The sequence below is a fragment of the Sulfurimicrobium lacus genome, from assembly GCF_011764585.1.
Classification (GTDB): domain Bacteria; phylum Pseudomonadota; class Gammaproteobacteria; order Burkholderiales; family Sulfuricellaceae; genus Sulfurimicrobium; species Sulfurimicrobium lacus.
Map to the genome: position 1 here is coordinate 3,075,095 of NZ_AP022853.1, position 14,962 is coordinate 3,090,056.

13 protein-coding genes are annotated in these 14,962 nt (G+C 62.5%); all 13 read right to left on the bottom strand.

Annotated features, from left to right (window positions below):
* Positions 1-44 precede the first annotated feature (44 nt).
* The 13 genes from SKTS_RS14875 to SKTS_RS14935 all read right to left on the bottom strand — a co-directional run bounded on the left by SKTS_RS14875 (position 45) and on the right by SKTS_RS14935 (position 14,952).
* The gene (locus SKTS_RS14875) at positions 45-1,307 is read right to left on the bottom strand and encodes an HD-GYP domain-containing protein (RefSeq protein WP_173066707.1); all 1,263 of its coding nucleotides are present in this window, start codon (positions 1,305-1,307) and stop codon (positions 45-47) included.
* A gap of 227 nt (positions 1,308-1,534) precedes the next feature.
* A complete protein-coding gene (locus tag SKTS_RS14880; RefSeq protein WP_173066710.1) occupies positions 1,535-2,455 on the bottom strand; it encodes a diguanylate cyclase in 921 nt (306 codons plus the stop codon).
* A 36-nt stretch (positions 2,456-2,491) separates the two neighbouring features.
* Entirely contained in the window at positions 2,492-3,679 is a 1,188-nt protein-coding gene (locus SKTS_RS14885; protein ID WP_173066713.1) for an iron-containing alcohol dehydrogenase, read from the bottom strand.
* 22 nt (positions 3,680-3,701) lie between these two features.
* The gene (locus SKTS_RS14890; protein WP_173066716.1) at positions 3,702-4,904 is read right to left on the bottom strand and encodes an ABC transporter permease; all 1,203 of its coding nucleotides are present in this window, start codon (positions 4,902-4,904) and stop codon (positions 3,702-3,704) included.
* A gap of 30 nt (positions 4,905-4,934) precedes the next feature.
* Positions 4,935-6,143 (bottom strand): ABC transporter permease, encoded by a 1,209-nt coding sequence (locus SKTS_RS14895; protein ID WP_173066719.1) that lies wholly within the window; start codon positions 6,141-6,143, stop codon positions 4,935-4,937.
* Positions 6,140-6,814 carry an ABC transporter ATP-binding protein gene (locus SKTS_RS14900; RefSeq protein ID WP_173066722.1) on the bottom strand — a complete coding sequence of 225 codons (675 nt, stop codon included), beginning with the start codon at positions 6,812-6,814 and terminating at the stop codon, positions 6,140-6,142. Before SKTS_RS14900 ends, SKTS_RS14895 begins: the two co-directional genes overlap by 4 nt.
* A 93-nt stretch (positions 6,815-6,907) precedes the next feature.
* Positions 6,908-8,101, bottom strand: a complete 1,194-nt coding sequence (locus SKTS_RS14905) for an efflux RND transporter periplasmic adaptor subunit (RefSeq protein WP_173066725.1) — start codon at positions 8,099-8,101, stop codon at positions 6,908-6,910.
* A gap of 101 nt (positions 8,102-8,202) precedes the next feature.
* Positions 8,203-8,802 carry a CBS domain-containing protein gene (locus SKTS_RS14910; protein ID WP_173066728.1) on the bottom strand — a complete coding sequence of 200 codons (600 nt, stop codon included), beginning with the start codon at positions 8,800-8,802 and terminating at the stop codon, positions 8,203-8,205.
* 123 nt (positions 8,803-8,925) lie between these two features.
* Entirely contained in the window at positions 8,926-9,426 is a 501-nt protein-coding gene (locus SKTS_RS14915) for an RNA pyrophosphohydrolase (RefSeq protein ID WP_173066731.1), read from the bottom strand.
* Between the two features lie 101 nt (positions 9,427-9,527).
* Positions 9,528-10,316: a polyamine aminopropyltransferase gene (locus tag SKTS_RS14920; protein ID WP_173066734.1), complete on the bottom strand. Its 789-nt coding sequence runs from the start codon at positions 10,314-10,316 to the stop codon at positions 9,528-9,530.
* Between the two features lie 30 nt (positions 10,317-10,346).
* Positions 10,347-11,207 carry a hypothetical protein gene (locus tag SKTS_RS14925; RefSeq protein ID WP_173066737.1) on the bottom strand — a complete coding sequence of 287 codons (861 nt, stop codon included), beginning with the start codon at positions 11,205-11,207 and terminating at the stop codon, positions 10,347-10,349.
* Positions 11,208-11,227: 20 nt separating this feature from the next.
* Positions 11,228-12,952 (bottom strand): hypothetical protein, encoded by a 1,725-nt coding sequence (locus tag SKTS_RS14930; protein WP_173066739.1) that lies wholly within the window; start codon positions 12,950-12,952, stop codon positions 11,228-11,230.
* Between the two features lie 26 nt (positions 12,953-12,978).
* Positions 12,979-14,952 carry a fibronectin type III domain-containing protein gene (locus SKTS_RS14935; protein ID WP_173066742.1) on the bottom strand — a complete coding sequence of 658 codons (1,974 nt, stop codon included), beginning with the start codon at positions 14,950-14,952 and terminating at the stop codon, positions 12,979-12,981.
* Between the last annotated feature and the right edge of the window lie 10 nt (positions 14,953-14,962).

A 14,962-nucleotide genomic window follows, 5' to 3' on the forward strand; every position in this document is an offset into this window, starting at 1 on the left:
GGTCTGACAGCGTATGTCGGATCGCGTCCGATCAGGGATCCGAATCACATCTCAAAGTGCTGCCGTACGCGGTCTTCCAGGAGCTGTCGGGCATCGCTTTCGGTACTGTTTGCCAGGCGATTGAATATTTCAGGCGCCATGGTGCGAAACACCGTCATGACCGATGGGTCGAAATGGCTGCCTGTGTCTTTTTCAAGAATCGCCATTGCCGCCTCGAAGCCCATGGGTTCCTTGTACGGGCGTTTTGAACAGAGTGCGTCGAATACATCGGCGACGGCAAAAATTCGCGCTGCGAGCGGTATCGTCTCACCGGAAACCTTGTGCGGATAGCCGGAACCGTCCCATTTTTCATGATGTGCGGCCACGACCGCGTTGGCCCCATCGAGCCAGCCCATGCCGGTAACAATCTCCTCACCCTGCGCGACGTGGGTACGCATGATGACCAGTTCCGCATCGTCCAGTTTCCCGGGCTTGAGTAAAATTGCATCGGGAATCCCGATTTTCCCCACATCGTGCAGAAAGCTGCCGGCAATGAGCGCCTGCATGGCGCTTCCCATCAGGCCCATGCGCTCCGCTATGCGTGCGGCGATCCAGGCAACCCGGTAATTGTGCGCGCCGGTATCGGAGTCGCGTTTGGCAATGGCGCGGCCAAGCGCCTCCATCATCGAAATATGCGAATCGAGCACCTCGCGTGCCTTGCGCTCGTTGTCGGCGGATAGACGAATCACCACTGGATAGATCGCGACACCGCATAGCAGGGACGCCAGACCGATCATCAATGCTGCGGTCAAGGAACTAGCGAACATTTGCTCCTTCTGCCATGCCGGCACAACGCGTACACCCTCGAAATAGCCGGTAATGAGTCCATTCGTGTCAGTGGCAGAATTGCGCAGAGGGACAAAAACTCGCAGGACCCACGGTTCCCCTGCAATCTTCAGGCTTTCGTACGAGGCAGCGGTGTAGCTTGGCGTGCCATGATGAGGAAGGAATTTCTCGACCGCCTCACCCCCCTTATTCATCGATTCTGCAAGTTTGCGGCCCTTGCCGTCGTATATTTCGGCAATATCAAACAAGCCACCTGCAATGGTTCTAGCCGCGACGGTGGCATGCTCGGCGGCATCCGTGCCGGAGAGATCGATTGCGTTGTGGTGGTGCAGCAACCGGTCCGATTCTTCGATGGCCAGGGATACGATACTTTCCTCGGCACTTTCACGCGCAACAAACCATGACACAGGGCTGGCAATCGCCGCAAGAATAATGCTGACAGCGGCGATGCGAATAGCAGTGCGCTTCTGGAATGGGTTCATCGATTTTTTTCCTTTGGGGGCGTTATTTGCTGGAAAGCACGGCCGGTCTCACGAAACGTCATGAGGTCGTAGCGTTATTGTCCACGCGCAAGCTTAAAGCCAGCTTAACAGCGCTGTGTGGAAAATAAAAACCAGGGAAGGGGTTGTATCGGTTCTGCCAGGCGACCTGGAGAACATTCGTTACAGGCGCAGGAATTCACGCGCAGCGCCAGCCGCCTAAAAGTGAGTCACTCGCAGTCGCAGCCCGACTGGTCGCCCAGACAGTCCCACAGGCACACCTGATTGCGCCCTGAAGCCTTGGCGCAAAGCAGGGCGTGATCGGCTTTTTCGATCGTATCTTCGACCGCTTCGTCCGAACTCATGACGGCGACACCGAATGAAGCTGTGATGTGAATGATGCCCTTGTCCTTGAGGGCGATCGGATACGCGGCCAGTTCGGCGCACAAGCGCTCCATGGTTTTCACCACGTCCTGCGCGGTACTGGAGGGTAAGCAAAAGAGGAACTCCTCGCCCCCGTAGCGGAAAATCGCGTCATATTTGCGCAGCTTGCCGTGAAAGAAAGCGATCGTTTCATGCAGCACAGTGTCTCCGGCCAAGTGGCCGTATTCATCGTTGACCCGCTTGAAGTGATCGAGGTCCATCATGCACACGCAACAGGCGGCGCCGCTGCGCGCCATGCGCTCGTGTTCCTGCTGCAGCTTGTGCAGCATACCGTTCCTGTTCCACACCCCGGTGAGATGGTCCACCAGGCACATCTTGCTGATGATGCTGGTCTGCAGCCCGCTCATTTCCAGCTTGAAGCGGATGGACAGATCCATGAACTCGTCGTACTCGTCTGCGGAAACCGCCTGTCCGTTTTCCCTTCTGTTCAACAGGAGGCGCGCGTTATCGTGCATGCTCTTGTGAAAAGCGCCCATCTTCTCGAACCACGGACCTTCCTGCAGTTCTGGGTAATCGCGCTGGTAATACCACTGGCCGAACTTGCAGCGGCAATGGGCGTCGGTCAACAAATCCGCGGGACTCGCCCCTCCGCCACAAACCAGGGCGCGGTGCAGATCCTTCAGCCAGGAGGTATGGCTCGTACTGCCGGCATCCAGTTCATGCAGCGTCTTCAACAAAAAGGAAGTTGAAGCTCGGGAAGAAGGCATGATCGGGTTCCGCCAAGGCAATGAAAAGAACCTGGATTATAGCCGCATCCGTAGGATTTTTCCGACATCATTATCAGGGATAACCACCGGGTTGGTCTTCATGCTGCTGCCGCGGCAGTTGGCGACGATGCGCGGAAGGTCCGCCTCGCCCACGCCGAACGCGCCCAGGCGCGGCACGTCCATGCGCTCGGTCCATGCGTCGAGGACGCGCAACAGCGCCCCGTGCGCCGCACTGTCGTCGCCATGGGCCTGGCGGCTCAACAGGCGTCCGGCGCGCGCATACTTTGCCAGCGCCGGATTGGCCGGCTCGCGCGCCTCCATGGCCTCGATGTTCACGCGCGTCGCCGCTGCCAGCAGGGTGCCGCACGCCACGCCGTGGGGGATGGGGAAGAAAGCGCCGAGCGGCGCGGCCAGGCCGTGCACCGATCCCAACCCCACCTGGGCCAGGGTGATGCCGGAAAGCAGCGCGGCATACGCCATCTTCTCCCGCCCGAGTGCAGCATCCATATCATTCTCGTACCATGGCAGCAGGCCATCGCGCACTGCCTCCATGCCGGACCACGCCAGCGCGTCGGTGAACGGGTTGGCCTTGCTGGAAACAAAGGACTCCAGCAGCTGGGTGAAGGCATCCATGCCATTGGCGGCGATCAGGTGCGACGGGCAGGAAGCCAGCAAGTCCGGATCGACCACCGCATATTCCGCCACCAGCTGCTCGTCGCGGAAAGACTTCTTGAAGCCATCCGGGCCGTGCGTGGAAAGCACCGCGTTCTTGGTCGCCTCGGAGCCCGTCCCGGCGGTCGTCGGCACCGCGACTAAAGGCGTCGCCGGGCCACGGTAAGGCAGTTCCGGGCCCACGCCCTCAAGGTGATCCATCACCGAATTGCCCGGCTTGAGCAATCCGGCTATTGCCTTGGCGGCGTCCAGCACGCTGCCGCCGCCGATGCCCAGCACCACGTCGAACCGTCCGCCACGCAGGCTTGCGACAGCCTCGTCCACCAGTTGCGGCGAAGGCTCGTCCGTAACCTGGAATATTTCCCAGGCGAATCCCTGCGCCTGCAACGCCGCGTTCAGCCCTTCCCAATGCAGCGAGCCGAGGAAGGATCGGCCGCCGCTGACGAGCAGCACCCGCTTGCCGTAGCGGGCCAAAATATCGGGCAGTTTCTTTGCGCTGCCGGCGCCGAACTCGATGCGCGGCAAGCGGGCGATGGAAAAGATATCGGTCATGAAGTTTCCTCAAAATTGAATTTCATTCTGTGCGCAGCGCTTCCACCGGGTCCATCATGGCCGCGCGCCGCGCCGGCAGCACGCCGGCGACGAGCCCGATACCGACCGCGACACCCTCCGCCAGCGCGGCATAGGACCACGGCGTATGCACGGGCAGGGCGGCGAACGCGACGTGCAGCAGTTGCGCCAGCCCGACGCCCAGCGCCAGCCCCGCCGCCCCGCCCACGGCGGCGAGCAAGGCCGCTTCGCCGAGGAAAAGCGCGAGAATCTGGCTGCGCTTGGCGCCCAGCGAGCGCAGCAGGCCGATTTCGCTGGTGCGCTCGGTCACCGCCATGGTCATGATGGTCAGAATCCCGACCCCGCCCACCAGCAGCGAAATACCGCCCAGCGCGCCCACGGCGAAGGTCAGCACGTCCAGTACCGAACCCATGACTTCGAGCATTTTCTGCTGCGGCGTGATGGTGAAATCCTCGCGCCCGTGGCGTGCCAACAGCACCTTTTTGATCCCCTCCACCACCGCGTCCAGCGGGGCGTTGCTGTGATAGGTGACGTGGATTTCCATCAGGCCGGCGCGGTTGAATAGCTCCAGCGCACGGGACACCGGAATGTACACCGTATCGTCCAGGTCGAAGCCCAGCACCTGCCCCTTGGCCTCCATCACGCCGATCACGCGGTAGCGCTCGCTGCCGATGCGGATGCGGCTGCCGAGCGGATTGACCGCGCCGAACAGCTCCTGCTTCACCTTCGCGCCCAGCACCACGAAAGCCCTTGCCGCACGGGGATCGTCAGGGGGCAGAAAACTGCCTGCCTGCACCTTCATGCGGAAGGTTTGTGCCATCTCGTGCCCCACGCCGTACACCGTCACGCGCCGCGACTTGCCTTCGGCCTGGAGATCGGCGTTGCCCTGGACGCTGGGGTCCACGTACTCGACGTGGGGCGCGCGCCGCAGCGCCTCCGCGTCCTCGATGCTGAGCGGACGCACCGAACTGATGATGCCGGCGGAAGGCCCGCCGTGGGTGGTCGCCTTGCCCGGCGCGATGCCGATGAGATTGGAGCCGAACTGGGTGAATTCCGACAGGACGAACTGGTGTATCCCCTCGCCGATGGAAGTGAGCAGAATCACAGCGGCGATGCCGACGGCGATGCCCAGCGCGGTGAGTAAGCTGCGCAGACGGTGCGCGATGATGGAACTCGCGGTAAAGGGCAGGAAGTCCTGGATCAGCATGGTTAGGGCTCTTAGGGCTCTTAGGGCTCGTTAATGCCTGGCCAAGGACTCGACCGGGTCGAGCCGAGCCGCCCGCCGCGCCGGTGCCACGCTGAACAGAATACCCGTCGCCAGCGCGGTGCCGAACGCCGCCAGCACCGCCCACCACGGCGGCGTGGTAGGCAGCACCGGATAGATACGGCCGATGATGTAACTTCCCAGCGCGCCTAGTATCAGGCCGGCTACCGCCCCGGCAAAGGACAGCACCGCGGCCTCGGCGAAAAAGAGCTGGCGAATCTGCCGCGGCGCCGCGCCGAGCGCCTTGAGCAGGCCGATTTCCTGGGTGCGCTGGGAAACCGCGATCAGCATCACGTTCATGATCAGGATGCCGGCCACGGCGAGGCTGATCGCCGCGATGCCGCCGACCGCCAGGGTCAGCGCGCGCAGGATGCGGTCGAAGGTGGCGAGGATGGCGTCCTGGGTGATCACGGTCACATCGCGCTCGCCCTCGTGGCGCTTCGCCAGGATATCCTCCGCGTCCTGCTTGGCGCGGACGATATCCTCGCGGCTGCGCGCCTCGATCAGGATGCGGAACAGGGAGGAGGTGTTGAACAGCATCTGCGCCGAAGCGACCGGCACGATCACCAGTTCGTCGGTGTCGAAGCCCATCGACTGCCCCTGGCTCGCCAAAATCCCTACCACGCGGAAGCGCCGGTCGCCGATGCGCAGCCATTCGCCCACCGCCGGCTGCGCACCGAACAGTTCGCTCTTCACCTTGGCGCCCAGCACGCACACCGGCGTCGCCTGACGCGGGTCGCCGCCGGGCAGGAAACGCCCCTGCCCCATGCTCATGTGGCGGATTGGCAGCATATCGGCAGTGGAGCCCAGCACCGGCGCTTCGCGGTTGCGTCGATGGGTGCTGACCAGCGCCGAGCCCACGTTGAGCGGGGCGATGCGCCGGATGGCGCGGCTGCGCGTGAGGCTCAGCGCATCGTCGAGGGTAAGGTCGCGGGTGGTCTCGCCCAGCAGCATGCCGGGGGTGCCGCCGGTGGTTTCGGAGCGGCCGGGAAGCACGATCACCAGGTTGCTGCCGAGAGAGGAAAACTGCCCCATCACGTAGCGCCGCGCGCCTTCGCCGAGCGAAGTGAGCACTACCACCGAGGCCACGCCGATGGACATGGCCGCGACCATCAACAAGGTTCGGGTGCGGGCGCCGGCTAGGCTGACGGAGGCGAAGCGCAGCACGTCCGCCAGATTCATGAGCGCAGGTCCGCCACGATCCTGCCGTCGACCATGCGCAACTTGCGCCGGGCGCGGTTGCCGATTTCCGGGTCGTGCGTCACCAGGATCAGGGTCACGCCCCTGGCCGCCAGCCCTTCCAGGATACTCATCACTTCCTGCCCTGTGGCGCGGTCGAGGTTGCCGGTAGGCTCGTCGGCCAGGATCACCGCCGGTTGCATCACCGTGGCGCGCGCGATGGCGACGCGCTGGCGCTGGCCGCCGGAAAGCTGGTCCGGGCGGTGGGTCTCACGCCCGTTCAGGCCATAATCCGCGATCAGGCGGGCCACGCGGCTGTTGCGCTCGTCGGCCGGGACGCCGGCCAGCAGCAGGGGTAGTTCGATGTTCGCGGCGGCGGTAAGGCGCGGGATGAGATGGAAGAACTGGAACACGAAACCGATTTTTTCGCGCCGCACCCGCGCCTGCTCCTCGTCGGAAAGGCCGGTCACGTCGCGCTCGTCGAGGCGGTAAAGGCCGGCAGTGGGGCGGTCCAGCAAGCCGATCAGGTTGAGCAGCGTGGATTTCCCCGAGCCGGACGGCCCCATGATGGAAAGGTATTCGCCCGCGTCGATGGACAAATCCACGTCGGACAGGGCATGGACTTCCTGGTCGCCCACCTGGAACACGCGCTGGATGCCCGCGAGCTGGATCATGGCTAAAAACAACAGCCGCGTAGCGGCACTCCGTCCCCCTCTACCTCTGGGAGAGGGCTGGGGGTGAGGGAAACGGTCATGGCATTCATAACTTCACTTGCCATGACCGTTGGGCTTGCTGCCTGCCTGCTCCACCGCGACACGCACCCCGGCCTTGACCCCGGCGCGGTCGAGGGAAGTCACGATCTGTTCTCCTGCCTTCAGGCCGCCGGTGATTTCGCTGTATTCCCAGTTGGAGAGGCCGGTTCTTACCTGGCGCTCTTCCAGCCGCTCGTCGCCGGGACGCAGCACCAGCACCTTGTCCCCTTCCAGCAAGGCCGCGGTCGGGATGCGAACCACGTTGGGATGCGTGGTGTAGACGATCTCCACGTCGGCGCTGTAACCCACCAGCAGCGCCTTGGTCGCCGCAGGATCGTCGAACTGCACCTCCACTTCCACCGTGCGCGCCTGCTTTTCCAGGTCCAGCACGTAAGGCGCGATGCGCCGCACCTTGCCGCCGAAATGGCGCCCGGGCATGGCGTCCAGGGTGATGCGCGCAAGCATGCCGACCTGCACATGAGGCGCATCCACTTCGTCGATCGGCGCGCTGACGTAGAGACAGGAGTCATCGATCAGATCAATGGCGGGGGGGGTGGGGATGCCGGGGGGCGACGGCGTGGTGAATTCGCCCAGCTCGCCGGTTACTTCGGCCACGATACCGTCGAAAGGCGCGCGCAACTGGGTGCGATCCATGCCGGCCCGGGCCACGGCGATGCGCTCGCGGGCCTGGCCGGCATCGGTGCGTGCGGCGTCACAGGCGGCGCGCCGCGCCTTGGCATCCGACACGGCCTGATCCAGGCGCGCGTCGGACACGAAGCCGCGCGCCTTGAGCTCGCGCGTGCGTTCCGCGTCGCGCTCGAACTGCGCCGCCACGGTGCAGGCCTGCTGAATGCCGGCTTGGGCGGAATTGAGCTGCTGACGCGAAAGTTTTTCCTGCGCCGAGAGGTCCTCGTTCCACAATTCCAGCAACACCTGTCCGGCTTTCACGCGCTCGCCCTCATGCACCAGCAAGTGCGCGATCTGCCCGCCGGATTGCGGCGCCAGCCGGGCACGACGGCACGCCTTGACCGTTCCGGCCCGGGTGTTGGCCACGGTCGCCTCGACGGTGCCGGGTTCCACTTGCGTCACCACCACGACGACTGGCTTTGCGCGCGTCCCATACCAGCCGGCCGCGAACAGCAGCGCCAGCAACGCTAAGGCCAGGATAAGGCGCAAGGGAAATTTACGTGCTTTGGTCGGGAGGTCCATAGAGCAACAAAATACCCGAACGGGGTGGCAGTAACAAGAAGAGGCAGGGTCGCCCCTGCCTCAATTTGATTCCAAGACGGGAGTTCGGCCCCCGCGAAAGATCAGGCGCTGGCCAGCAGCGCTTCGATCTCGGCGAAGGTCTTGGCGATTTCCGTGGTCGGGATTTCGATGTCCAGCTGCCGGGCAATCTGCGACGCGGAGATGATGCCGCGGATCACCTGCTTGTTTTCCCGCTCGTGGCGGTCCACCACCAGGGCGTGCGAACGGCCGGCCTGCTTGAGAGTCGCGACGATGTTGCCGACTCGGGTACGGTTGATGTCTTCCATGCAGATCACTTCGAGCTTGTCCTGCGGCGTCATGATGTCCTGCACAGTAATGTCGTGGTAGGTGCCGCCATGCTTCTGGATATGCTGGATCGGCTTGGCGCCGTGCAAATCGGTCGACGTGATCAGCCCGACCACGGTGTCGTCGTCGTTCACCACCAGCAACAAGCGCACGCCGCGATGCTTCATGCGCGCATTGGCAGCATCGATCGGCGCCTTTTCCGCGATGGTCAGCGCACTGACCTTCTTGAGGTCCGTCATTACCGCAATGGCCGGATCATCCAGCTTGATGAGGTCGAAAATCCGCTCGGTACGATGGAAAGAAGCCCCATTTTCCAGCTTGGCGGAAGCGATCGGGGTGTATTCGATGTTGGTCACGGCGCGTCTCTCCTCTATTGTTTTACTGATAAAAGTCGGGTTTTTACCCGTTTCTTATGCTACGCCAACAAACAGAGACGTTTAATCAAAATATTTGATGGCTCGACGCCACAGCCCTTATCTTCACCCGTTCACGGCATCCGGCAGCTTGTCCGCTTCAAGAAAAGAGGAAAGTTCGTTCAGCGCCAGCCGATAGACTTCGCGCTTGAACTCGATCACCGACTCGAGGGGGATCCAGTAATGGTGCCAGCGCCAGGCATCGAACTCGGGATGGCTGGTGGCGCGCAGTCTGACATCGCAATCGCGCCCGACCAGGCGCAGCAGGAACCAGATCTGCTTCTGCCCGCGATAACTGCCGCGCCATTCGCGCTTGACCCAGTGCTGCGGCACGTCGTAGTGCAGCCAGTCCTGGGTGCGCCCGAGAATGCGCACATGCTCCGGCAACAGGCCGACTTCTTCATGCAGTTCGCGATACATCGCCTGCTCCGGCGATTCACCGGATTTGATGCCGCCTTGCGGGAATTGCCAGGAGTGTTCCCTGATCCGCTTGCCCCAGAATACTTCGTTCCTGGCATTGCACAGAACTATGCCGACATTGGGGCGGTAACCGTCCTGGTCAATCATTTTTGAACATCGCTTTGAATTCGTTAAATTACCGCAATTTTTTCACATTTCGCCCCGCAATGAAAGCCGCGCCGCCCGGCGCGGCTTGCGGAGGAGGTGTCTCAGACCAGCAAACGCTTTTCGCTGTGCACGTTGAGATTGCGCAAGGCGTCGACAAAGTCGGGAAACTCCAGACCGTATTCCGCCTCCAGTTGCTTCGCCCGTTCCTTGAGCTCCTGCCAGCGCGGGTTGCCGGGGCTGCGCTTGAATCCGAACACGATGACGTTGCTCAGGCGCGCCGTGGTCATACACACGACCAGGCTGTTGAAGCTGGCCTCGATGCGCTTGAGATAGACGTCGAACAGCTTGTCGCTGCTCCACAGGTTCACCACCAGCACGCCGTCGTCTGTCAGCGCCGCCGCGCAGTCGTCGTAAAAGCTCTGGCTCGCCAGCGCCTCCACCAGGCTGCGGTCGTCGTAGCCGTCGACCATCAGCACGTCGTATCTGGCAGCGTGATCGCGCACATAATCCACGCCATCGGCAATTTCCACCGCAAAGCGCTCATCCGTTTCGGGAAGGAAGAAATGGCTGCGCGCCGCCGCCAGAACCTGGGGATTGATTTCGACCACATGCGTCTGGACCGAGGGCAGTTTGTGGTACACGAATTTTGCCACGGAGCCGCCACCCAGGCCGACCATCAGGATGTTCGCGGGAACGTGACGAAACAGCAGAAACCCCATCATCGAGCGGGTGTAAGCCAGTTCCAGCTCGTACGGCGCGTTGATGCGCATCGCGCTTTGCACCGTGACGCCGCCCAGGTGCAGGTAACGCACGCCGTCGCGCTCGCTCACGTCCACCGTGCCCTGCTCGCTCACCGCCTTATGGGTGCGCCATTTGGAAAGAAAACCCACTGCTTGCGTTGCTCCTGATGTCCCGAACTACTACTGGACGGCAATGCTTCTGGTCAGCATGCTGGGAGGACGGTTGCTGCCCGGGTTGCTGTCGAGATAGCGCACGCTCAGTATGGTCGGCACGGAAATGAACTGCAGGATATGATCGCCGGGTGTATTGCTGACCGCTCTTTGCATCGAGACCGGTCCGTTGAAAACAAAATACCCGGGACCGGCTGCCGTCAGAGTGACATTCTCACGGTCGCCCTGCACAGTCGCAAGCTCCACGGTCAGCGTACTCTGTCCAATGAGATCAGGATCGGTCACTGCAATCTGCAACGGAATACCTACAACTCCAGCCGCCGGACCCGGCGCCAGAATCGCAGCTGGCCCGAAAGCGATCTGCCCCAGTACGCCGCTCTGGCTGGAGAAGGGGTTGTCGCCCGAGACCGCCGCCATGCGCCACCCCTCCTTGCCGCGGTGCATCAGGAACATGCTGTGCCCGCTGAAGATGCCCGGCTGAAAACTGGTGACGGAGAGAAAACGTTTTTCCCAGTTGGTCTGGATCACCGCGACGTCCGGTCCTGCCACCACCTGGGTGTCGAACAGGTGCAGACGAATCTGCTTGAGCGCATTGCTGTCTTGGGCAACGCCATCGATCAGACGCTGATAGCCGATCATGGCGGGGTCCAGCCGGGTACGGATCAGATTGACATTGCCGGTTTCGTAGGCGCGAATAAGCTCGTCCAGCGCAAGCTGCGCCTTCTGTGCCTCGGCCAGATCGGCGATCGGCTTTGCTGCGGCAGCCTTTGCCTCGCCTGCCGCATCATCCGCCGCCGACGCGGGTTGAATCAAGCCCGCCAACCCCAGCAACAGCAAGCACAGGCTGCTCGTCAGCAGTTTCTTTCTCATGGACATATTCCCTTTACAGTTCAGTACAGATAAACCAGCTGCAGACCAACGGTCCTGTCGCTATAGTTGGTGATGACGCCACCACCGCCGTTTTGGTTGTTCCTGACATAAAGTCGGAGCGAATTTTGCCCCTTGAACGGGTAAACCGCATCCACCTGATAGCTCCTCAGGCGCAAATCCGCCCCGCCCGTGGTCTGCGTTGTTGTCCCGTCCGACAAGCTGGCATTCAGTGACCCCCAGCCGGTACGCTGGGCTGAAACACCCAGGCCCAACATGGTGGAACGGGTGCTGCCGCCAGCATCGAGGCGTTGCTCCTGCAGCGAAGCAGTGAAGTTTGTCCCCAGCGTCCAGGTGCCACCGGCCACGCCGGAATCATCGCTCCAGTTCCTGCCCACCGTTCCGATCCAGCCTGTGGTTTTGGCGTTCGCGCCAGGCGCCGCATTGCTACTGACTTTTTGCTCGGTATAACCGAGGCTGCCACTCCAAGCCTGTCCATAGTAGAAAAGTGAAGCGCCATTGCCTTCATTTTTGCTGCTGGCACCAGTATTGCCGCTTTCACCCTTGGATTGGGAGTGATTCAACATCAAGCCCCAGCCTGGCCAATCAGCACCGAAATTGATGAAAGCCCCGGCCAGCAGCGCATCGGTTTTTTGCGCATTGACGGTATTCAGGGCGCCTTCATTGACCGAATGACGCGCATCAGCGGTAAACGTCACCCACGGTGCGGCGGTCCAGTCGCCAGCGACATAGGTTTCCTTGATACCCGGGGCCGCCATGCCCGAAAGGGAACTATAGTACCTGCCGATTTTGTGATGACCCGCGCGCAGTCCCACGCTTTGCACCCGCCAGTTGGCATCGACGATGAGGGCATTATCCTTATGCTCCTGCAGCCCCTCCTCCTGCCAGCGGCTCACACCGGCTTCGCCCTGCACCCCGAGCTCACCCTGCTGATAGGCAAAACCGGCCGTGGTGGCCCGCGCCGAAGCCGGCGCGAGTAGCGACATTCCCTGCCCCAGGCTGCCCCTATCGTCAGAATATCCCTGGGTGGTCACATAGCCGCGCCATGCGTCGTTCAGCGGGGTTTCAACCTTGCCCGCATAAACATTACGCAGAAACTGGGTACGCTGCACGGTATTGGCCAGACTCTCCCAGCTTTGCGCCAGCACACCCGCACTGGCGGAGAGCATGGATTGCCCGAACATCTTCTGCCCCCCCACGCCACGCAGGCCAACGCTGGTGCCCAACTGAGAATAACTTGCCACCACATCCCCCAGCGTGACTTGATAATCCTTCCCCGCGCGCCCCATCAGCAAGCTGTTGATCTGGGTAGGATGGGATGAAAGCACGGAACGGTCGTTGGTATTGGTCAGGGAAAGCTGCATGTAACTCAGATCACCTTCAGCGGAAGTCCCGCGCAGGTCGCTTTGCACATCCGCCTTGTAGTAGCTGCCGCTTCTGGTGGGCGTCAGCAGGTTGCCGCCGGAAGAACTGTTCACATATTTGTCCAGCGTTACCCCGCCATGCCATTCGATGGTGGTACCGCCATCCGCTTGCTGCACCAGATCCGGCGCCTGTCCGCCGGCAGCGCTTTGCTGCCAGGCCTGCAGTACCTCGCTGTTATCGGCCAGGATGGCAGGGTTGCTCAAATCAGCCGCAGCAGCCGTGCCGCAGCTCGCTGCAAGCGCCAGCAACCACCCGCCCTGGAAACCGCAGGAATTCCCCTTGATACCTCGCCTGAATGTCATGGTTCAACGCCTTTTTTCAAACTTGTTCATGGCTGTGCAATCTCTACCGCCTCCGACGGTTTTCCCTGGACGCCGTTGACAGCCTGGTAAACCGCCCGGTACTCGCTCCTGCCGCGCGGCAGATTGGCGTGAGTCGCTTCCCCGCCTTCCGCCGCCGGCCCGGCCAGAACGATCCAGGCATCCGAAGCCGCTGTCCTGAATTGTATCACCACCCCCAGACCAGCCGGAGGCGCGGAGAAGCGCACCAGGGCATGGGGAAAGGGCTCGGCTACCCGTGCCACTTCCGGCCTGCGGGCGGTCGGAATTTCCTGGTTGCCCACCCTCACGGCCACTGCGCTGCCCGGATCGCTGCGGTTGCCGCTCTTGTCCAGCGCCACAAGCTGATACCAGTACACTTTTCCTGCCTCAACCGAGGAATCCTCGAAACTGCGGGCCTTTTGTGGCAACGGATCGCCCAGCACCAGACCGCGCTCGCGCGCCGAGAGGGAACGCAATACCAGGAACTGCTCCACATCCTCTTCACGCCCCGCCGGCGCAAAACCAAGCGTCACCTTGCCATTGCTGCCGTCAATAGACGTGATGCGAGGGGCGGGGGGCGGCACCGTGTCAGGCAGTGTCGCCGTTACATCCCTGCCGGGCCGGCTTTCCTGGTTGTCGTAGCCGACCGCAACAATACGGTAACTGAACGCCCCGCTTCTGCCCGGGCCATAATAGTCATCGTAAAACGGTTCAGGGCGTACCCGGCCATTAAGGCGCAGCCACTGATCCTCGCCATCGCCACGCCGCTCGATAAAATACCCGGCCACCGCCGCGCTGACCGGCTCCCAGGCAAGGTGCACACGCGTGCGCCCTACCTCCGCCTTCAGCCCGGAAACGGCTGGCGGCGCTTGGCGCCCAGCGGTTTGCACCATCACCGCGCGTGAAGGCGTTCCCAGGTCGCCGCGTGGCCCCATGGCGCGCAGGCGGTAGTAGTAGGCCGTCCCGGGGCGCAGGTTGCGGTCTATGTGGCGCGCGACATCGGCACGCAATCCTTGAGGCGTCAGAGTCTCATAGGGACCGTCGTAAAGATAGGCACGTTCAACCACGTATCCCGTCGTATGGGGATTACCGCTGCCTTTCCAGCGCAGGGTGACCTCGTCCCGATCCGCAGCAGCATTGAATTCGAATGGCGGCTCAAGCGCCTTGAGATCGGCGGCAAACAGCTTGACACTGGCCGGCTCGCTCCTGCGGCCGAGTGCGTCCACGGCGAAAACACGGTAAGTCAGTTCGTTTTCGAGGGGCGCATTTCTGTCCACCAGCGCCGGCTGCAAAACATTCCAGCGCAGGCCGCGCACCAGCGGTTTAGGGGTGATCAGCACGCCATCCCGTTCAACGACATAGGCGATGACGGGGAGATTGCGATCAACATGGGCCGGAGACCAGTACAGTGCCACGCCGCCCCCCTGTGCCAGTGCCTTCAGCTCCAGGGGTGCAGCAGCGAGGGGGCTGGCAACGGTGCCATCCACGGGAGAACTGGTAAAAGAGACATTCACGGGCTTGGCGTTACGGTCCAGGCCAATCACCCGATAGGCCCGTTTTCCCGGCGCGACATGCGGCAGAACCCAGCCCAGACCGAGGGCTCGCGCATACGGCCAGTCCGCCATGGCACGTGCACCGAGCAATCCATAGACAAGATTCACATCCTCGGGCTTGCTGGCTTTGGCAAGCACATCCTGCAGCTGGCGCACCCCTTCGGCATCTTTTTGCGACACGGCAGCAAGCGCCTCCGCCTCGCCAGGCACGATGCGATCCACCAGCACCTGCCCGCCTGAGGAATCGAGCAGCCGCCAGCCTCCGGCAGGCCAGCGACCGACGGGAGGAAACCACCACAGCCTGACCTCGCCCATGCCGTCGGAAGCGGCAAACATGCCGCCGACCGCGTCCTTGGCATCCACCGCCCAGGCCGGGCTCGCCAGCCAGAGTGCCAGCATGGCCAGCCAGACTGAAAAAATACGTGCCATCTTGGATGCC